The sequence below is a fragment of the Vibrio sp. B183 genome (assembly GCF_000740665.1).
GTDB classification, from domain to species: Bacteria; Pseudomonadota; Gammaproteobacteria; order Enterobacterales; family Vibrionaceae; genus Vibrio; species Vibrio coralliilyticus.
In genome coordinates this window covers 108903-125670 of the sequence record NZ_JPQB01000006.1, presented here as the reverse complement: position 1 = coordinate 125670, position 16768 = coordinate 108903, and the positions used below count along the sequence as shown (strand labels likewise).

The 16768-nt window shown below is 43.4% G+C and carries 14 protein-coding genes; all 14 read left to right on the top strand.

Translation table 11 applies throughout. The annotated features are described in order from the left end of the window. Positions 1–3: 3 nt before the first annotated feature. The 14 genes from IX95_RS08760 (at position 4) to IX95_RS08695 (ending at position 16766) form a co-directional block, all read left to right on the top strand. Entirely contained in the window at positions 4–573 is a 570-nt protein-coding gene (locus IX95_RS08760) for a DUF6931 family protein (protein WP_006962092.1), read from the top strand. Continuing rightward, entirely contained in the window at positions 570–872 is a 303-nt protein-coding gene (locus tag IX95_RS08755; protein WP_019278072.1) for a PAAR domain-containing protein, read from the top strand. The genes IX95_RS08760 and IX95_RS08755 overlap by 4 nt, the downstream gene beginning before the upstream one ends. A 397-nt stretch (positions 873–1269) precedes the next feature. Continuing rightward, positions 1270–2673 (top strand): type VI secretion system protein TssA, encoded by a 1404-nt coding sequence (locus IX95_RS08750; RefSeq protein WP_038158816.1) that lies wholly within the window; start codon positions 1270–1272, stop codon positions 2671–2673. A gap of 34 nt (positions 2674–2707) precedes the next feature. After that, entirely contained in the window at positions 2708–3229 is a 522-nt protein-coding gene (locus IX95_RS08745) for a type VI secretion system tube protein Hcp (RefSeq protein ID WP_006962090.1), read from the top strand. A 19-nt stretch (positions 3230–3248) separates the two neighbouring features. Continuing rightward, the gene (tssB, locus tag IX95_RS08740) at positions 3249–3755 is read left to right on the top strand and encodes a type VI secretion system contractile sheath small subunit (protein ID WP_006962089.1); all 507 of its coding nucleotides are present in this window, start codon (positions 3249–3251) and stop codon (positions 3753–3755) included. After that, on the top strand, positions 3752–5230 hold the full coding sequence (tssC, locus tag IX95_RS08735; protein WP_006962088.1) for a type VI secretion system contractile sheath large subunit: 1479 nt from the start codon (positions 3752–3754) through the stop codon (positions 5228–5230). The genes tssB and tssC overlap by 4 nt, the downstream gene beginning before the upstream one ends. A 61-nt stretch (positions 5231–5291) precedes the next feature. Continuing rightward, positions 5292–6686, top strand: a complete 1395-nt coding sequence (locus IX95_RS08730) for a type VI secretion system contractile sheath domain-containing protein (protein ID WP_038158811.1) — start codon at positions 5292–5294, stop codon at positions 6684–6686. Continuing rightward, on the top strand, positions 6686–7108 hold the full coding sequence (gene tssE, locus IX95_RS08725) for a type VI secretion system baseplate subunit TssE (RefSeq protein WP_038158808.1): 423 nt from the start codon (positions 6686–6688) through the stop codon (positions 7106–7108). Before IX95_RS08730 ends, tssE begins: the two co-directional genes overlap by 1 nt. Continuing rightward, positions 7101–8852, top strand: coding sequence for a type VI secretion system baseplate subunit TssF (gene tssF / locus IX95_RS08720; protein WP_038158805.1), 1752 nt, complete (start codon positions 7101–7103; stop codon positions 8850–8852). Before tssE ends, tssF begins: the two co-directional genes overlap by 8 nt. A gap of 20 nt (positions 8853–8872) precedes the next feature. Beyond that, entirely contained in the window at positions 8873–9802 is a 930-nt protein-coding gene (locus tag IX95_RS08715; RefSeq protein ID WP_006962084.1) for a type VI secretion system baseplate subunit TssG, read from the top strand. Between the two features lie 74 nt (positions 9803–9876). Further along, entirely contained in the window at positions 9877–12489 is a 2613-nt protein-coding gene (tssH, locus tag IX95_RS08710; protein WP_038158802.1) for a type VI secretion system ATPase TssH, read from the top strand. Between the two features lie 34 nt (positions 12490–12523). After that, positions 12524–15058, top strand: a complete 2535-nt coding sequence (locus IX95_RS08705; RefSeq protein WP_235202603.1) for an MFS transporter — start codon at positions 12524–12526, stop codon at positions 15056–15058. Then, a complete protein-coding gene (locus IX95_RS08700) occupies positions 15055–16056 on the top strand; it encodes an ABC transporter substrate-binding protein (RefSeq protein WP_038158796.1) in 1002 nt (333 codons plus the stop codon). The genes IX95_RS08705 and IX95_RS08700 overlap by 4 nt, the downstream gene beginning before the upstream one ends. Continuing rightward, the gene (locus tag IX95_RS08695) at positions 16053–16766 is read left to right on the top strand and encodes a substrate-binding periplasmic protein (protein WP_038158866.1); all 714 of its coding nucleotides are present in this window, start codon (positions 16053–16055) and stop codon (positions 16764–16766) included. Before IX95_RS08700 ends, IX95_RS08695 begins: the two co-directional genes overlap by 4 nt. Positions 16767–16768 lie beyond the last annotated feature (2 nt).

Sequence of the window (16768 nt, the reverse complement as noted above, 5' to 3'; positions counted from 1 at the left end):
ATTATGTATAAAAAGATTCCCTATCAGAGCAGCGCCCAGATCTTACCGAGATTTCAAGCCTCTGATGAAGCAAAAGAAGTCATTGGCGAAGAGCAACCCATCGACCAAGTTATTAAAAAGCTCCAAGAAGCAAAGCTCTATAACGATCTCATTCAGTTTCTCGCGCATGCACTGCCCGTCCGAGAAAGCATTTGGTGGGCTTTATGCTGCGTTTCGACTCGAAACGACGTATGGACAGATACACAGAAGATGTCACTTGATACAGTCAAGCAATGGGCTCAATCACCATCAGAGGAGCTTAGAAGACGTGCCGAACTGCTTGCCAATCGCTTGGAGTTGAATTGTGGCCCTTCTTGGTTAACTCAAGCTGTATTTTGGAATGGTTCAGGAAGTATCGTCGCACCAGACTTGCCAGCTGTACTGCCTGATCCATTTTTATACGCGAAAGCAGTTGGTGGTGCGATCAATCATGCTGCATCACTTCCAGAATGGGATAAATCAGAACAGTATTACGAAAGTGCTATTCAAGCGGCACTAGACATCGCTTCCGGCGGTAATGGAGGTCTAAAATGACATTACCCGCAGCTCGGCTGACAGACATGCACGTCTGCCCTATGCAGACACCAGCGGTTCCACCTATCCCGCATGTGGGAGGCCCAATTACTGGCCCTGGTGCACCCACTGTTTTAGTTGGAAACATGCCTGCCGCTACACTTGGAGACATGTGTGTATGTGTCGGTCCACCAGATTCCATTATTAAGGGAAGTGCCACCGTGCTTATCAATAGCAAACCAGCAGCCAGAATGGGGGATACAACGGCACATGGTGGAACTATCGTTTTGGGGATGCCTACAGTACTCATAGGCGGATAAAAAGTAATATCTACGAATTGACGTAAATTTAGGCCAAAAGACACATTAGTGATAATTAACGTCCAAGAAAAGTAAAATATTCACCTATAAAACTGGCTTATTAAGTTGCAACACAATACCCGATAAATGGATACGTTGAACAAAAAATGTCATTTTCTGCTCATAAAACAATCTAATTTATTTTTTGTAAACCACAGCAAAAACAAGGTATTGATAAAAAATATACGTCATCCGTCCAGTTTTCTAGAGACAGATCACTTTTCAAAGCAAATAATAAAAATGAACGAGCCTTTTCGAAAAATAAGCCTAGACTATGAAAGGTAAGTTTTTAGTTATTAATACTAATTAACAAAACAATTTATAAACCTTTTGGTGAAACACTAGCAACGGAAAATGTATGGTTGATATTGAAGCACTATTGGCACCTATCTCAGAAGAACACCCATCAGGTACATACCTGAAGTTAGATCGTAGTGCCTATCGTACTTTGAGAAACAACTACAACACGGCACAATCTTCTTTCCGTCAACTTATCGAAACACCAGATGCGTCTAGCGATGAAGCGCTAATCGAAGCCAACCAAAGTAATTGGGATTTACTGCGCACCTCAACGTTTGAGGCGCTAACATCTCAGACCAAAGATATCGAGTTTTTAGGTTGGTACATTGCCAGCCAACCTTTCACAGCTTCACCGTATGAAAACCTAGCAAGTGCAACAAAAGTTCTAGCGGGTTTCATCGAATCGTTTTGGGGAACTCTAAACCCCCACCCTCCAGTCGAAAAGTTAAAAAGTAGCGATGAAGCTGGTCAGACAAAAGAACTAATCGAATTTCGTTTAAAGCCTCTGCTGCAACTTGTTGGTGAAAGCCAAGATTCCACTGCGCTTTATATGCCACTACAAATGATCTCTCTTATTGACGACGTGTCCTTTGGCGATTTTCTGCGTGCAGAGAGAAACGGCACAATGGCGGAGTTAAAAGATAGAGCGCAATCACTGTTTTCTCGCGATGTAGAAGAGACGCTCACAAAACTTTCTGAAAGTTATCAAAACTTTGATGCTGCTGAAAAACTGATTGCTAAAGAATGTCAGGCTGCTGGTGTAGCTCCTGCCAGCTTTAAATTCGTAAAAGCAAACTTAGCCGATTTGATCAATGCTATTCAATATCTTGTGGGAGACAAGTTTGCTCGATGGCCGCTAGATAGTGAGTACAAACCTGTCACAGATGAACCTCAGCCAGAAGCGGCAGTAGCACCTCAAGCAACTGCACCTGTCGAAGCATCAAAGGCTGAACCAGCCTCTACTGAAGCCACCAATGCAGATCCTGTCGCCCAAAACCAAGTTCAGCAAGCGCATCAAGCTTCCGTCGTGCAGCAAGTTTCAGTAGCTGGTGTAATCACCAGCCGTGATCAAGCGTTTCATGAATTACGTAAGATTTCAGATTTTTTTCAGCAAACAGAACCACATAGCCCTATTCCATTTTTGCTAGAACGAGCAATTCGATGGGGCTACATGAGCCTACCTGAACTGCTAAATGAAATGACAGGTGGTAACTCAGGAGTAATTGCTCATATCAATCAAGTATCAGGTATGGACAACCTATCTCAAGCTGACCTTAGTAATAAACCATCAGCGTCAGCACAAACTTTATCCTCCGCATCTGGGCTCACTCAGCCAGATGTTCACGTTCCGCCTCCGCCGGCTTCAGCTCCTTCAGAGCTAGTCACAACGAGCGAACAACATACTCAAACTGAAGCGAACACTACTCAACCTGAAAGTGGTATTAGTAACTTCGAGTGGTAAAAACACTAAATGCTAATTAGCGAAGGAGATCAACATGGCTTCTATTTTCATGAGAATTGATGGCACTACACCTAAAGGTGCAGCAACTGTAGAAAAGATCGGTGGTAAAGATGGCTTCTTTGCTATTGACACCGTGACTTGGAATGCTGTTCGTGGCGTGGGTATTGATGTGGGTAACGCAAACAACGCTGACCAAGGTATGGTTGCGCTTGGCGAAATCAACGTAACTCGTGGTTGTGACGGTGCAACTCCGCATCTAACAACTTTCCTTTACGCACCAGGCGGTGAAGGTAAAACAGTTGAAATCGTAATGACTAAGCCAAACCGTGAAGGTTCTGGTGCAGATCCATACCTAATCGTAACTCTAAAAGCAGCTCGTATGTCTAGCTACAACATGGCTGGTTCTGACGGCACGCTACCAAACGAATCTTTCTCTCTAACCTACACTGAAATTTCGAAAGCTTACTACATCGAAGGTGAAGGCGGTAAGATCGAGAAAGGTCCTGAAGTTGGCTTCGATGCAACAACTGCAAAAGTTACTTCGACTGCTGCTTAATTAGTTAAGGAGAACCATTGTGGCACTTAATTCCCAACACAAACGTGTAAGTAAAAACCGCGTAAGTATTACTTACGATGTGGAAACTAATGGCGCTGTAGAAACCAAAGAACTCCCATTTGTGGTTGGGGTAATTGGTGACTACTCTGGTCATAAACAAGACAAGGAAGACGTTGAAGATCGTACGTTCTACAACGTTGACAAAGACAACTTTGACACCGTGATGAAACGCGTTGGCCCAGAGTTGTCTTTGAAAGTCGACAATGTACTTGCAGACGACGATAGCCAGTTTGAAGCTGCTTTGAAGTTCAACTCAATGAAAGACTTTGAACCTGAAGCTATCGTCGAGCAAGTAGAACCTCTTAAAAAGCTTGTTGAAACCCGTAACCAGCTAAAAGTACTACTTTCAAAAGCAGATCGCTCTCGCGATCTCGAGAAGCTGCTGAAAGAAGTGCTCCAAAGTGCAGATACTATCAATGCATTATCGGAAGAGCTTGGTGTCAATAAGGAAGGAGGCGAAGAATGAGTACAGAAGCTGAAAATCAAACGCAAACTGAAGCAGCAGAAGGTTCGCTGAGTTTTCTAGACAGAGCGATTGAGGCCACCACTCAAACGCCTGCTGATACAACAAAAGAGCTGTTCTCAGTTCTAGCTGAGCAAGCACTTTCCGGTACAGTAACGTGGGATAAAAACGTTACTAAAACCATCGAAAATGCAATTTCAGAAATTGACAAAAAGCTGTCAAAGCAGCTTTCTGAAGTCATGCAACAAAAAGACCTTCAGAAACTTGAAGGCTCATGGCGCGGCTTACAGAAGCTGGTGAAAGAAAGTGAATTAGGCCGTGATCTTAAAATCAAAATGGTTGATTTCTCTCAAGAAGAGCTGTTAGACCAATTTGAAGATGCACCGGCCATTGACCGTAGCCCACTATTCAACGCAGTTTACCAAGGCGAATTTGGTACTGCAGGTGGTGAACCTTACGGTACATTCATTGGCGACTACGAATTCAGTGCAAAAGACGAAGATGTTGCCCTACTTCGCTATATGGGTGAAGTGGCTGCAGCGTGTCACGCACCATTTGTTGCCGCAGCGAACGCTCAAATGTTCGAATTCAACGACTTCACCACTTTTGATGAAGGCAAGCCTGTTGCCGCTGGTTTTGATTCGCCAGCATACGCAGCTTGGAATGCATTCCGTGAAAGTGATGACGCGCGTTATGTAACTCTAACTCTACCAAGAACGCTTGCACGCCTACCATATGGTGCTAAAGGTCTTGGAACTGAGCTATTCGATTATGAAGAGCTTGGTACGGATATGGATGGTAACCCAAATCCAGAAAATAACGACCAACTTGTCTGGTCAAACGCAGCTTACGATCTTGGTCTGAAAATGACTCAAGCTTACACTGCGTCAGGCTGGTGTACTTCTATTCGTGGTCTGGACAACGGCGGTAAAGTTGAAAACCTCCCTAACCTGACTTACAAAACGGAAGCTGGCGATCTTGTTCAACAGTGTCCAACAGAAGTTAACCTAACGGATGAGCGTGAAAAAGAGCTAAGTGATTTAGGTTTCTTGCCTCTTGTTCACTACAAGAACTCAAACTACGGTGTATTCATTGGTGGTCAAACGACCCAAAAACCAAAGACATACACAGACCCAGACGCAACAGCTAATGCTGCTATCTCTGCGCGTCTTCCATACATCATGGCGAGTAGCCGTATTGCTCATTACCTGAAAGTAATGGGACGTGACAAACTAGGTTCAAACCTTGAAGCTCCGGATATTCAACGTGAACTTCAACTTTGGATTGATCAATACACCAACGCTGGTGCGATTGGCAACGAGCAACGTGCTAAAACGCCACTTTGCGAGTCTAGAATTGAAGTAGTCGAGCAGCCAGGTCGCCCTGGTTCTTACTCGGCGGTTGCACACCTACGACCGTGGCTACAACTGGAAGAGCTAACAACCTCTGTACGTATGGTTGCTAAAATTCCAGGTTAATCAAATTTAAGGCCGGAGCAATCCGGCCTTCCTTTCTTCTCGTTTACAATCTAAGGACAATATGAAATTGAATTTCGACGCAGATTGGCAGCAGAAGTTTGCCGCTTTAGACAGCAAAAAAAGCGACTTTCTAAGAGACGCGCTCTTTTTACTGTCTGAAGTTAACTCAGATGCGTTATCAAACAAACCATCGCTAGTTAACTTTGTATCTCGCCTTGTTGCGAGGTTAGATGACATACTATCGAAGCAGCTAGATCAAATTATTCACGACAAAGCGTTTGAACAGCTGCATAGTAGTTGGTTAGGGCTACAAGGCCTTGCTACCCTTCCTGTGAACAAGCAACGAACCAAACTCAAGCTTCTCGATATGGATTGGGAAGAGGTCTCAGCAGACGTTAATCAAGCATACAATATCAAAGCATCAAACTTGTTCAACAAGATTGGCAACCAAGAACTCAATACCCTTGGCGGTCACCCATTTGGATGTATTGTTTACACTCACCCAATAGCTATTGATATGGATTTTGATGCCGACTACGACGACCTATTTACAATTGAAATGTTGAGCAAATTGGGCGAATCCACATTGTGCCCGATGATATTTTCTCCCGATGATAGTTTCTTTGTTGACCCAGGAGCAGACTGGCTGTCTGATATAAATCGGATAGAAAAAATCATCACAGGTCCAGATTATCAAGCATGGCAGTCGTTACGTGGTAAACCCAGTGCTCGATTTATCGGCTTTGTTATGCCTTCTGTCCGTATGCGTCATTGTTATAAGAACACCAAAGCAGGGTTTATCTACAACGAAGTCGGTACTGGCCTATGGGGTAACGCGGGTTTTGCATTTGCGGCAACGATTATGCGTGAATACCACCGCGTAAACTGGTTTGGCTTTCTTAAATCTCGCTGGAATGATAAATCCCAAGGCGCGATCGTCAATATTGACCAACATAGCAGCCTGTTTTTGAGAGAGCCACAAACAAACGTAGTGCTATTTGGCCAGATATCCACATTTTACGCACAAAATGGGTTCGTGCCACTTACCAAGAGCCCGCTCAGTGACAAGTATTTTTTTAACGGTAACAATTCCATCTGGCAAAGTGGAACATCCGATAACGAAAAAATCCTAACACAAATTCAAACCAGTTTAATGTCTTGTCGTATAGCTCATTATTTGAAAGTTCAGGTTCGCGAGATGCTGGGTAGCTTCAACACAGCGGCCGAGTGTGAACTCTTTTTAACTCAGTGGGTAGAGAAGTTCGCTAGTAACGTAACATATGCGAATGAAGAAACGCTCGCTAAGTACCCTCTAAGCTTTGCCAAAATTAGTGTTTCAGAGTCTGAGAATCAGCCTGGTAGCTTTGTATGCACACTGAGAATTGTCCCTCAGTATCAATACGATCACTTCACTGGTGAAGTCGTTCTCACCACAGAACTCGATGAGGCTGCGTAATGGGATTCTGGAAAACGTTTATAGATCCTCGAAGCTCGATGCAGAGCGAAGAGATTGATGATATTAAATATCATCTCACCAAACTCTTAGAATCGGAGTCTTCTCTCGTTGATATCGACGACCGATTTACAGAACTTCAGCGCTCTAACCTTCGCTTTGGCATTGAAGATGTGCAACTGCTCAGTGCCAGCTTAGACCAAACTCAGTTGGCTCTTAGGCTAGAAAGCTATATTCGAAACTTCGAGCCTCGTTTAACACAAGTCATGGTTGAATTACTTGAGCGAAAAGACAACGAAAATGCTTTGGTATTCAACATTATCGCGAAAGCGAAGACCTCAAAAGGAGAGCAAGAGCTGATTTTCGATTCAAAGATCTCTCTAAATGATTTAACAACAGTAATGACGGAGGATAGTTATGACTGATCCTTTAATGCGTTACTTCGAGCAAGAGCTTACTTTCGTAAGACGTGCACTAGGTCAATTTGGCCAACAACACTCAGAACATGCAGAGCGATTAAATATTCATCAGGGTCAGATTGAAGACCCAAGCCTCGCTCGATTACTGGATGGCGTTGCCCTCCTCAATGCGACGGTAGAAAAACAGTTATCGGAACAATTACCAGAAGTAGTCGAAGGCCTATTAGGTGTGCTCTACCCGAGCTATATTCAAACTATTCCGAGTGTCGCATACCTACAGTTGGCGCAAGAAGAAGATGTGCCGGAGTCAGTTTTAATACCTAAAGGCTCACACTTTACTTCAGAAGCTAAGGGCAGATTGTGTCAGTTTACGACTGTAGACGATCTCAAAACTGCGCCTTTTACATTGACCGATACAACAGCCTCCAGCGCACCGTTTAAATTCAATCGTCCCGCTGGTACCGAGCAGTCTACCGCAGTGATACAGCTGTCGTTTTCCACTGGGGATCCAGATACGCATTTTTCTCAGCTCGGTCACCAAGACCTAGATCTATTTGTTCAGGGTTTCGAGAATAATGCCGACTCTCTGGTGGAGCTCTTGTTGGGGCAAACCAAAGCGATTTCGATATCGGATGCCAGTTGCGAGAAGCACGTTGTCTTATTAGCAGAAAAACTTAAAAGTCGGATAAGTGACCTGAATTTCCTGTTCCTTCCTCAAAAAGGAAATCAATTTTCAGGCTTTCAACTTATTAGCGAATTTTTCTTCTTCAAAGAAAAACGCCAGTTTTTCCGTCTGAAAGATTTCGGACAAGCAATAAAGCAGTTTGATTGCTCCGAAATCAAACTGAACCTATTTATGAATTCAATTCCTACAGAATTCATGCGCTTATTCGATAATCAAGTGTTTAAGCTGGATATAATCCCAGCGGTTAACTTGTTTGAACAAACAGGTGAACCAACAAATTATGACCAACGCTCTCTGACTATTCCTGTCAATGCAGATGCTCACAGTGAAAGTGACATTGAAGTTGTCGAAGTAAAAGAAGTCTTTGAGATCACCCCTCAAGGTGAAAAACCTCTGGTTCCACTATTCAGGGATAGCTATAAATCCAATCCAAATGCCGATTATTGGCAGAGTTCAAGGGATATTAATGGCCAATTCCAACTCGCCATCAGCCTAAAACCAAACCATGATTTAGAGTTCAACAAACTCTATGGTACACACTTGCTTTGTACCAATGGAAAACAAGCATGTGGTATTAATGGAGAGATGGAGTGTCTTGAAAGCATTGACCTTCCTGGCGTATTTCGTGCTATTTACCCACCTACGGCTCCGATTGAACGAGAACAGAACCTCAATCTTCACTGGCAGTTTGTTGGCTTATTGAATGGTAATTTTTCTTCACTGTTACATGCTGATAACCCGACAGAGAAGCTAAAGCAAATGCTGCAGCTATGTAGCCGAGAGCAAGTATCCGCGGAAGAAATACAAACGATTCACAATGTATCCATCAAATCTCAGGTGTCTGCCATTCGAATTATGGGTAAAAACGTCTTTTCTCCAGGTACAGAGATTGAACTCACACTCGATACTCAAGGGGGCTTTCTGGTCTTTAGCGATGTTCTTAATCGTTTCTTCCAACAGTTTTGCAGTTTTGATCGCTATATCCAGCTGTCTATTAAGATATACGGGCGAGATGGCATCGCAAAACGCTACCCTAAAATCCATGGGAGCCAGCTAGCAATGTAGTTGCTGGCAGGAAAGCGATTATGTCATTCATTAACGACCTAACTCAGCACCCTCAGCAATATGACTTTGCTCAAGCGATGAGATTGTTGACGCATTGGATTAATCAGACTCCGAACCGGGTTAAGCTTGTGCTGAAAGCAGAAGCGATGCCAACAGGTGATGCCAGCGAAATTCAATACTTCTCTCTGAAGAATAATCGACTTAAGTTGAGATTGGCAAAACAAGCTTTATCAGGTGTAAAAGGGGTTATACCTAACTACATATACGAAGAGCTGTTAGCGGCTTTGCACAACGATGACCATGCTTTAAAAGACTTTCTTGATGTCTTCAATCAACGATATTTCGAAATTGTCAGCCAACTGGAAACGGGCTCCTGGCTTGTCGTACAAAATGAGCTCTACCCTGCAAAGACCGCGTTGTTGAACCATATCGCGACATTAAAAAAGAATCATGGCAAGTATTTCCAGTATTCGATGCTGTTGAGTCAGGGGCAGCGTAGTTTAAGTACATTGAGCCAAATGCTAAATGACTACTTCCCTTTCGCTATTCAAGTTTCCACCAAAACACATGAAAGACGCCAATTGCCTTCTGACTCTCTAACTCGCCTGGGGCAAAAAGAGCATTTTAATAGCCGAGTGGGTCAAGGCTTTTTAATCGGCAAAACATGTCTGACACATTTTAGTCACCTAATTGTCTCCATCACTCCAAAAACAGAAAACGAGTTGATAGCGATTCAATCAGACCCATTGTTGGCGAGCAATATGAAAGAGCTCATCCAACATTACTTGAAGGACAACACCCCGACTTCCGTTTATCTAAATGTGAAACGGGAGTACCTAAATCGACCACGACTATCAAGCAATAAATATAACGCGGCGAAATTGGGCGAAGTTGATTGCCTTGCGCCGGAAAGGAAACCTCAACAAATCGTAAGTATTCTTCTGAAGTAATCTGACTTCAGGACCAAACAAAGAGTTAGGTATTAAAGACGTATTGATGCCTCTTGAGATACAAGGAAAACGGTATGACGCAAGTTACACTAACAAATTTAGTCGCTAAGCTGTCACCAGAGCTGAAACAAGCACTTGAAGTTTCAGCTGGTGCCGCAATGAATCAAAATGTGCCTTCTATAGAGACAGAACACTGGTTGCTTCAGCTTCTTTCTCAGCAAGACAAGCATCTAAATAGCCTGATTCAATCACAGAATTTATCCCAAGATAACTTGGTTAACGAGTTATCTTCAAAAATCGCTCGTTTTCCTAAAGGTAATGAAGGCCAGCCAACATTAAGCCAAGCGCTTACCGAAATCGTCAAAGATGCTTGGATGATTGCCTCTGTCAACTATGGCCATGGCGAAGTGATCAGTCTCCACTTGATTCAAGCTATGTTGCAACAAAACGTGCTGGGTATGAATACGCTTCAGCTAGAAAGCTTACAAAGTGTTTCACTGGAATCTCTTCAAGGGCTAATCAATAAAACAGCTGTTGCCAGAGCAAAAACTGGAGCTGCTGCAGCAGATGGTACTGGCGGTGCCCCTGTCGGCAATGACGCATTAAGTAAATACACAACGAATCTGACACAGCAGGCATTGGACGGTAATATTGATCCTATCTCTGGTCGGAATTCAGAAGTGCGTAAAGCTATCGACATTCTGTGTAGAAAACGCCAAAACAACCCGATCATGGTCGGTGAGCCTGGTGTAGGCAAAACAGCAGTTGTCGAAGGCCTAGCGTTGCGTATCGCGGCCAACGAAGTTCCTGGAGCCCTGCAAGGTGTACAGATCCATTCACTTGACCTTGGCTTACTTCAAGCAGGCGCAAGTGTCAAAGGTGAGTTTGAAAATCGTCTAAAAGATGTTATCAATGAAGTGAAAAATAGCGAGAAGCCTATTATTGTCTTCATTGATGAAGCCCATACCTTGATTGGCGCGGGCGGTGCAGCAGGTCAAAATGATGCAGCCAACCTTCTTAAGCCAGCTTTAGCACGCGGAGAGTTTAAAACCATCGCAGCGACTACTTGGGCTGAATACAAAAAATACTTCGAAAAAGATCCTGCTCTTACACGACGCTTCCAAGTTGTATCAATAGAAGAGCCAAACGCTGAAGATGCCAAGCAAATGTTGCGTGGTATCGCAGCATCGCTACAAAAACACCATGGTGCCTTCATTGCAGAATCAGCGATTGATGCGGCTGTTCATTTATCTATTCGTTACCTTCCAAGTCGCCAACTACCTGATAAAGCGATCAGCTTACTTGATACTGCCAGTGCTCGTATTGCATTAACACAAGGCGCTAAGCCAGAAGTGATTGAGGCGCTTGAGCAAACCATTCGCTATCAACAAAACGAAAAATCAGCACTGGAAAAAGAGAACGCTCTGTTTGGTATTGCGGAAGATGAAATTGCGGAACTAACCACAGAAATTGCAGAAAACGAGAAGAAGCTGACAGACTATCAAGCTCGTTGGAAGCAAGAAGTTGATTTGGTTGACGAGATAAAAACACTCCAGCAAGAAATCAGCGATGAGCAGGCTGAAGAATCGGTAGATAAAGCCAAGCAAGACAAACTCAATAAGCTTATCGACCAACTTGGTGAATTGCAGGGTGAAGAGCCTCTAGTTAATGCAATGGTTGATGACAACACCATTGCTCAGGTCATTGCTAACTGGACTGGTATTCCTGTCGGCAACATGATGAGCGACGAAATTGCTCGCCTTCTTTCATTAGAAGAAGAATTGGATAAGCGTGTCATTGGTCAAAATGTTGCAAAGCAAGAACTTGCTAAAGCGATTCGTATTTCGCGTGCAGGGTTAACTGACAGCCGTAAGCCGATTGGCGTGTTCCTAATGTGTGGTCCAAGTGGTGTTGGTAAAACTGAAACTGCGATGGCCCTTGCAGAGCAGCTGTACGGAGGTAGCAATGATCTGACGGTTATCAACATGACTGAGTTCAAAGAGGAGCATAAAATTTCTATGTTACTTGGCTCTCCTGCTGGTTACGTTGGTTTCGGTGAAGGTGGCGTATTAACAGAAGCAATCCGTCGCAACCCATACTCTGTGCTACTTTTGGATGAGATGGAAAAAGCGCATCCAGGTGTTCACGACTTGTTCTATCAGATTTTCGATAAGGGCCACATTAAAGACAGTGAAGGTAGAACGGTAGATTTCAAAAACACCATCATCATTATGACTTCAAATGCGGCGGATCAAGCCATCTGTGATGTCTGTGCGGACAACAGCGAACGATTGAGCAATGAAGAGTTACTTGAAGCCATTCGTCCTGATCTCCAACATTACTTTAAGCCAGCGTTTTTGGGTCGTACAACCATCGTACCTTACTACCCACTAAATGATGAAGAGTTAGCTAAAATCACGGAGATATCTCTCAACCGCATTAAGAAAAAACTGGCAGAGCAGTATCAAGCGTCGTTTACATGGGATGAAGGTTTTGTTGACTACGTGGTGGGCAAAAACACTGACCCGACTACAGGGGGTCGTGCTGTTGAGCAGATCATCAACCGTTCATTAATGCCAAAATTGGCAGAGGAATGTATCAGTAGATTGAGCTTACAACAGCCAATCACCCAAGTATCTGTTACAGCCGCAAACAGTGAGGAAGGATTCGAGCTTACTATTCAGTAAGTTCGGATAAAACAGTAGGATGGATACCGCATATATGGATAAAACTAAGCGATTTATATCTTTGCGAGCCAAGCTTATCTTGGCTATCGTAGCTGTCCTGCTGTTCTCAAATGGCCTGAACACAACGCTTAACTATCTCAACTTCGACAAGCGCCTGACACAAACGAGCGATTCAACATATCAGGTCGTTTTGGATGAAACCGACAACGACATTCGCCAAGCGATGAGCTTGGGTTTACCTTTGTCATCAATTTCCAATATTCAATCACTCATTGAGAGACGCTCTGAGTTGGTTGATGGCATCAGCAAAATTCAAGTTGTAAACAGCGCAGATGAAGTCCTGTTTACGACTGGGGTAGCTAAGTTTGACACCGATCGGCTGCTCACCACCGATATCGTCAATACTTTTGATGTAAAAGAGGGTGAGCTGAGGCTCTATTACTCCCCACTCTATCTAGACCAAATTAAACAAGACCTACTGTCGCAGCAAATAATGGACACCTTCCTATGGGTGATGATCGCTGCAGTCATTGGTTATTTGGCATTAAACTCTCTGATCGACTTTCTGCTTAAGAAAGTCAAATCCGCGACAAATGCAATCGATACTCAAGGGCTACCTGACAATCAACTTCTGGCCGCTGCAAAAACACACATTATTGCAGACCGAAGTGGATCAAAGTGGGATAAGATTCGAGCGCGATATTTCCCGCTTTTGATCATTCTATTAGCGATCGTTCTGACCGTAACATCAAATTTAGGTAGCTCTTATCAGTCGTTAAGCAAATTCTCTGTCGTTTATGAAAATCAACTTGAGCAAAAGTCGAATCTGATTGGCGATACTCTTTCGCACATGATTGGCCGCTTAATTGTCGAAGGAGTACCGCTAGATCGTCTCGCTGGCTTAGAAGAAGAGTTTTCAGCTTACATTGAGCATCATCCCGAATTATTGTCGATACGCCTCGAACGCGATACCGCTGCTATTTATCAACATCCCAAGTTTTTTCCGGATTATGTTGAAGCTAGTGAACTTTCTATCCCAATCGACGATACAGGTATTATCAAGCTACAGATGATGGCGGATACCAATATCATTCCGCAGATGATCAAAGACAGCATTATGGACATGATAACTGTCTTAGTCGCCTCTGGATTGTTTGTTATTGAGATAATTTTATTTATTTGCAACTTTATGATCATCAAACCATGGAAGCAAATAAAGCAACTGATCGCCATGGGCGACCACAAACAAGTGCCCTACTTAGTCAATGTTCAATCCAATGACGAGTTCGGTACATTAATTGGAAAACTCAATAAGTTGGTGAAAGGCTCATTTGCCCATAAGGGTTTGCCAACTCGAAATATTCAGGACTATCGCTTTGTTCGACTCCCTCTATTTATCCTGATCTTTTCAGAAGCAGCATCCCTTGCCTTTTTCCCGAATTTTGTGGCTAGCCTGCCAAGCACTCACAACTTAATTCCGGCAGACCTTGTCACCAGTTTGCCAATTTCTCTATTCATGCTGTGCTGGGCAATTTCTCTGCCGTTTGCTGGCTACTGGTCAGATAAAGTCGGACGTAGAAAATCTCTGATAGCTGGTGGGCTACTCACCTCTGTAGGTTTGGTCGCAACCGCATTAAGCCCTAGCCTGGAACTCCTGCTCTTTGCACGAGCTGTTACTGCCGTTGGTTACGGTATTGTGTTTATCTCAGCTCAGGGTTATGTCACAGACACTACGAACTCTCATAACAGAACCAAAGGTATGTCGACATTCTTGTCTGCATTTTTCTCTGGTTCCTTATGTGGTGCAGCAATCGGAGGTGTTTTAGCAGATAAGCTGGGCTATTCTGTGACATTCTTGCTAGCCGCCGCATTTGCCATTGTGGGGGTCATGCTCGTTATTAGTTTCTTTGACCGGGGCGAAGCCAACAGTGAAAGTAAGCCAGTAAGACTCTCAGACTTTAAGGTTCTACTGAGCAACAAATATTTCGCGCTCATCACTTTCTTCAGTGCCGTTCCCGCAAAAATCGTACTAACGGGCTTTCTGTACTACATCTGCCCCGTTTATTTGCAATCTCTTGGCGAAAGCAGTGCAGTTTCCGGTAGAGTAATGATGACCTATGGCCTAGCAATCATTGTCATTTCGCCGCTTGCAGCTATATTGGTTGATAAATGGAACAACAAGATCGCCTTTATATTTATCGGCGGTATCTTGTCTGCAGGTGCATTGATTAATATCATGATGCTTCCTGGCACATTTGGGTTGCTATTAATAGTAATACTTGTTGGTATTGCACACGGTATTTGCGTTTCACCTCAGGTCCCTCTTATTATCGATCTCTTGTCAGACTCTGGATTAGATAAAGGAAAAACTATAGGTATATTCAGATTGACTGAGAGAATTGGTAATATCGCCGGCCCTTTAGTCGCAGGTCTTGCTCTCAGTGTTTTAGGGTTCCAAGACACCATTATGTTATTCGGTGTGGCTCTTCTTATTAGTTCAATCATGTTACTAAGCTTCTATAGCTTATTTACTCGTCGTGATAAAAACCAAATGGAGGTGGTTAAATGAGAGTTCTACTTTTATGTCTCCTGACTATCCTGCCGTTTGTGTCTTTGGCTGATACATCGGAATCAGAGAAACATGTTGTCATGGTATTGTGGCGAGGTGTGACTGATGCAGAACGCGGATTTATGGATTACTTATCCAACAAAATGAAAGTGCGTTATACCGTACTTGATGCAAAGCGTGATAAAGAAGCCTTAAAACAACACTTAGCGAGTGTCGAGGAAAGAAATCCCGACTTGATCTACACATTTGGCACAACCATCACTTTGAACCTACTCGGTACAGAACGCAATCCAAGTCACTTTAGAGAAAACAGTAGTACACCCGTTGTGTTTAGTATTGTTACCGACCCTGTCGGTTCTAAAATCGTAGACTCTCTTGATGAAAAGGGGCGCAACTTCACAGGCGTAAGTCACATTGTTCCACACAATGTTCAGTTTAACGCTATTAGTCAATTGAGCGGAATAAAGACAATTGGGATCATTTTTAATCCACTAGAAAACAATGCGGTTGTAACAGCTCGCAGTATACAAACACTTTCGGCCAAGTATCAAAAGGATGTTTATCTTTATCCACTAAGAACATTGAATGACAAACCAGACTCTAGCTCTGTTGGAAAGGTTGTAGACCTAATGATTGAAGATGGAGTTCAGTTAGCTTATCTTCCACCGGATTCCTATATCATCAGTCAAGGGAAAGATATTGTTGATAACTTACACCAACAAGGCATCGCAACGTTTTCAGCAACTGAGTCGCCTATACGCAAACATGATGCTCTATTTGGTATTGTGAGCCGCTACTACAACGTGGGTCAATTTGCTGGTCATAAAGCAGAGCAAATATTAAGTGGTAAGTATCAGCCGAGTGACGTTCCAATCGAACCTTTAACCCAATATTCATATATAGTCAACGTCGGCGCTGCAAGAACACTAGACTATTATCCACCTGTTTCTATTTTAAAAATTTCCGAGCTTATTGGAGGAAATGAATGGTCAGAATGATGCCGTATTTTACTTTCTGCCTAACTATTTTGATTGGCTTATTCACCGTAGCCAACGCATCAGCACAATCAACATTTGGGCCTGCTCGTCTGCATTTGACGACTCAAGACTGGCCGCCCTATCAAGACTATAAGCATGGGCAGATGCAAGGTCTTGCTTTAGACAAAGTAAAATGCGCACTTAGCCATATGGGTCAACCCTACCAAATAACCATGACGGTCTGGTCAGATGCTCAGCTCAGAGTTCAAAGTGGTACTCAACACGGCTTCTTTGTAGCCACACAAACGGCAGAGCGAGACGAATACGCAACGCTGTCAGAACCTATCGCTCAGCAAGAGCTTCGTTGGTACTTTGGTCCGGGTGTAGAGCCTAAGATGGACGAGCTAACCAAAGTTAACCTCAAATTTTCTGCAAAATTTGGGTCCAACAAGTGGTTTTGGCTAAAGCGCAACGGATTCAACGTAGTCAAACAGCCGCGAGATGCTAAAGTATTACTAAAGCTTTTAAAACAAAGGGAAATTGACGTAGCACTGGAAGATGAAAAAGTGTTCAGCGGAGAGTTAAAAGAGGCATCTTTACCACATGACTTTTTCCAGTCTCAGTTAATGGACACCAAACCGATGGGCGTCTATTTCTCAAAACGTTTCCTTAAGAAGTACTCTGGTTTTTTATCTGCATTCAATGCAGCGATTTTAAAGTGTGAGGGATAACA

Coding starts and splice junctions, on each gene's coding strand:
- IX95_RS08760 (WP_006962092.1), top strand. CDS start 4: ATGTATAAAAAGATTCCCTATCAGAGCAGCGCCCAGATCTTACCGAGA.
- IX95_RS08755 (WP_019278072.1), top strand. CDS start 570: ATGACATTACCCGCAGCTCGGCTGACAGACATGCACGTCTGCCCTATG.
- IX95_RS08750 (WP_038158816.1), top strand. CDS start 1,270: ATGGTTGATATTGAAGCACTATTGGCACCTATCTCAGAAGAACACCCA.
- IX95_RS08745 (WP_006962090.1), top strand. CDS start 2,708: ATGGCTTCTATTTTCATGAGAATTGATGGCACTACACCTAAAGGTGCA.
- tssC (WP_006962088.1), top strand. CDS start 3,752: ATGAGTACAGAAGCTGAAAATCAAACGCAAACTGAAGCAGCAGAAGGT.
- IX95_RS08730 (WP_038158811.1), top strand. CDS start 5,292: ATGAAATTGAATTTCGACGCAGATTGGCAGCAGAAGTTTGCCGCTTTA.
- tssE (WP_038158808.1), top strand. CDS start 6,686: ATGGGATTCTGGAAAACGTTTATAGATCCTCGAAGCTCGATGCAGAGC.
- tssF (WP_038158805.1), top strand. CDS start 7,101: ATGACTGATCCTTTAATGCGTTACTTCGAGCAAGAGCTTACTTTCGTA.
- IX95_RS08715 (WP_006962084.1), top strand. CDS start 8,873: ATGTCATTCATTAACGACCTAACTCAGCACCCTCAGCAATATGACTTT.
- tssH (WP_038158802.1), top strand. CDS start 9,877: ATGACGCAAGTTACACTAACAAATTTAGTCGCTAAGCTGTCACCAGAG.
- IX95_RS08705 (WP_235202603.1), top strand. CDS start 12,524: ATGGATAAAACTAAGCGATTTATATCTTTGCGAGCCAAGCTTATCTTG.
- IX95_RS08700 (WP_038158796.1), top strand. CDS start 15,055: ATGAGAGTTCTACTTTTATGTCTCCTGACTATCCTGCCGTTTGTGTCT.
- IX95_RS08695 (WP_038158866.1), top strand. CDS start 16,053: ATGATGCCGTATTTTACTTTCTGCCTAACTATTTTGATTGGCTTATTC.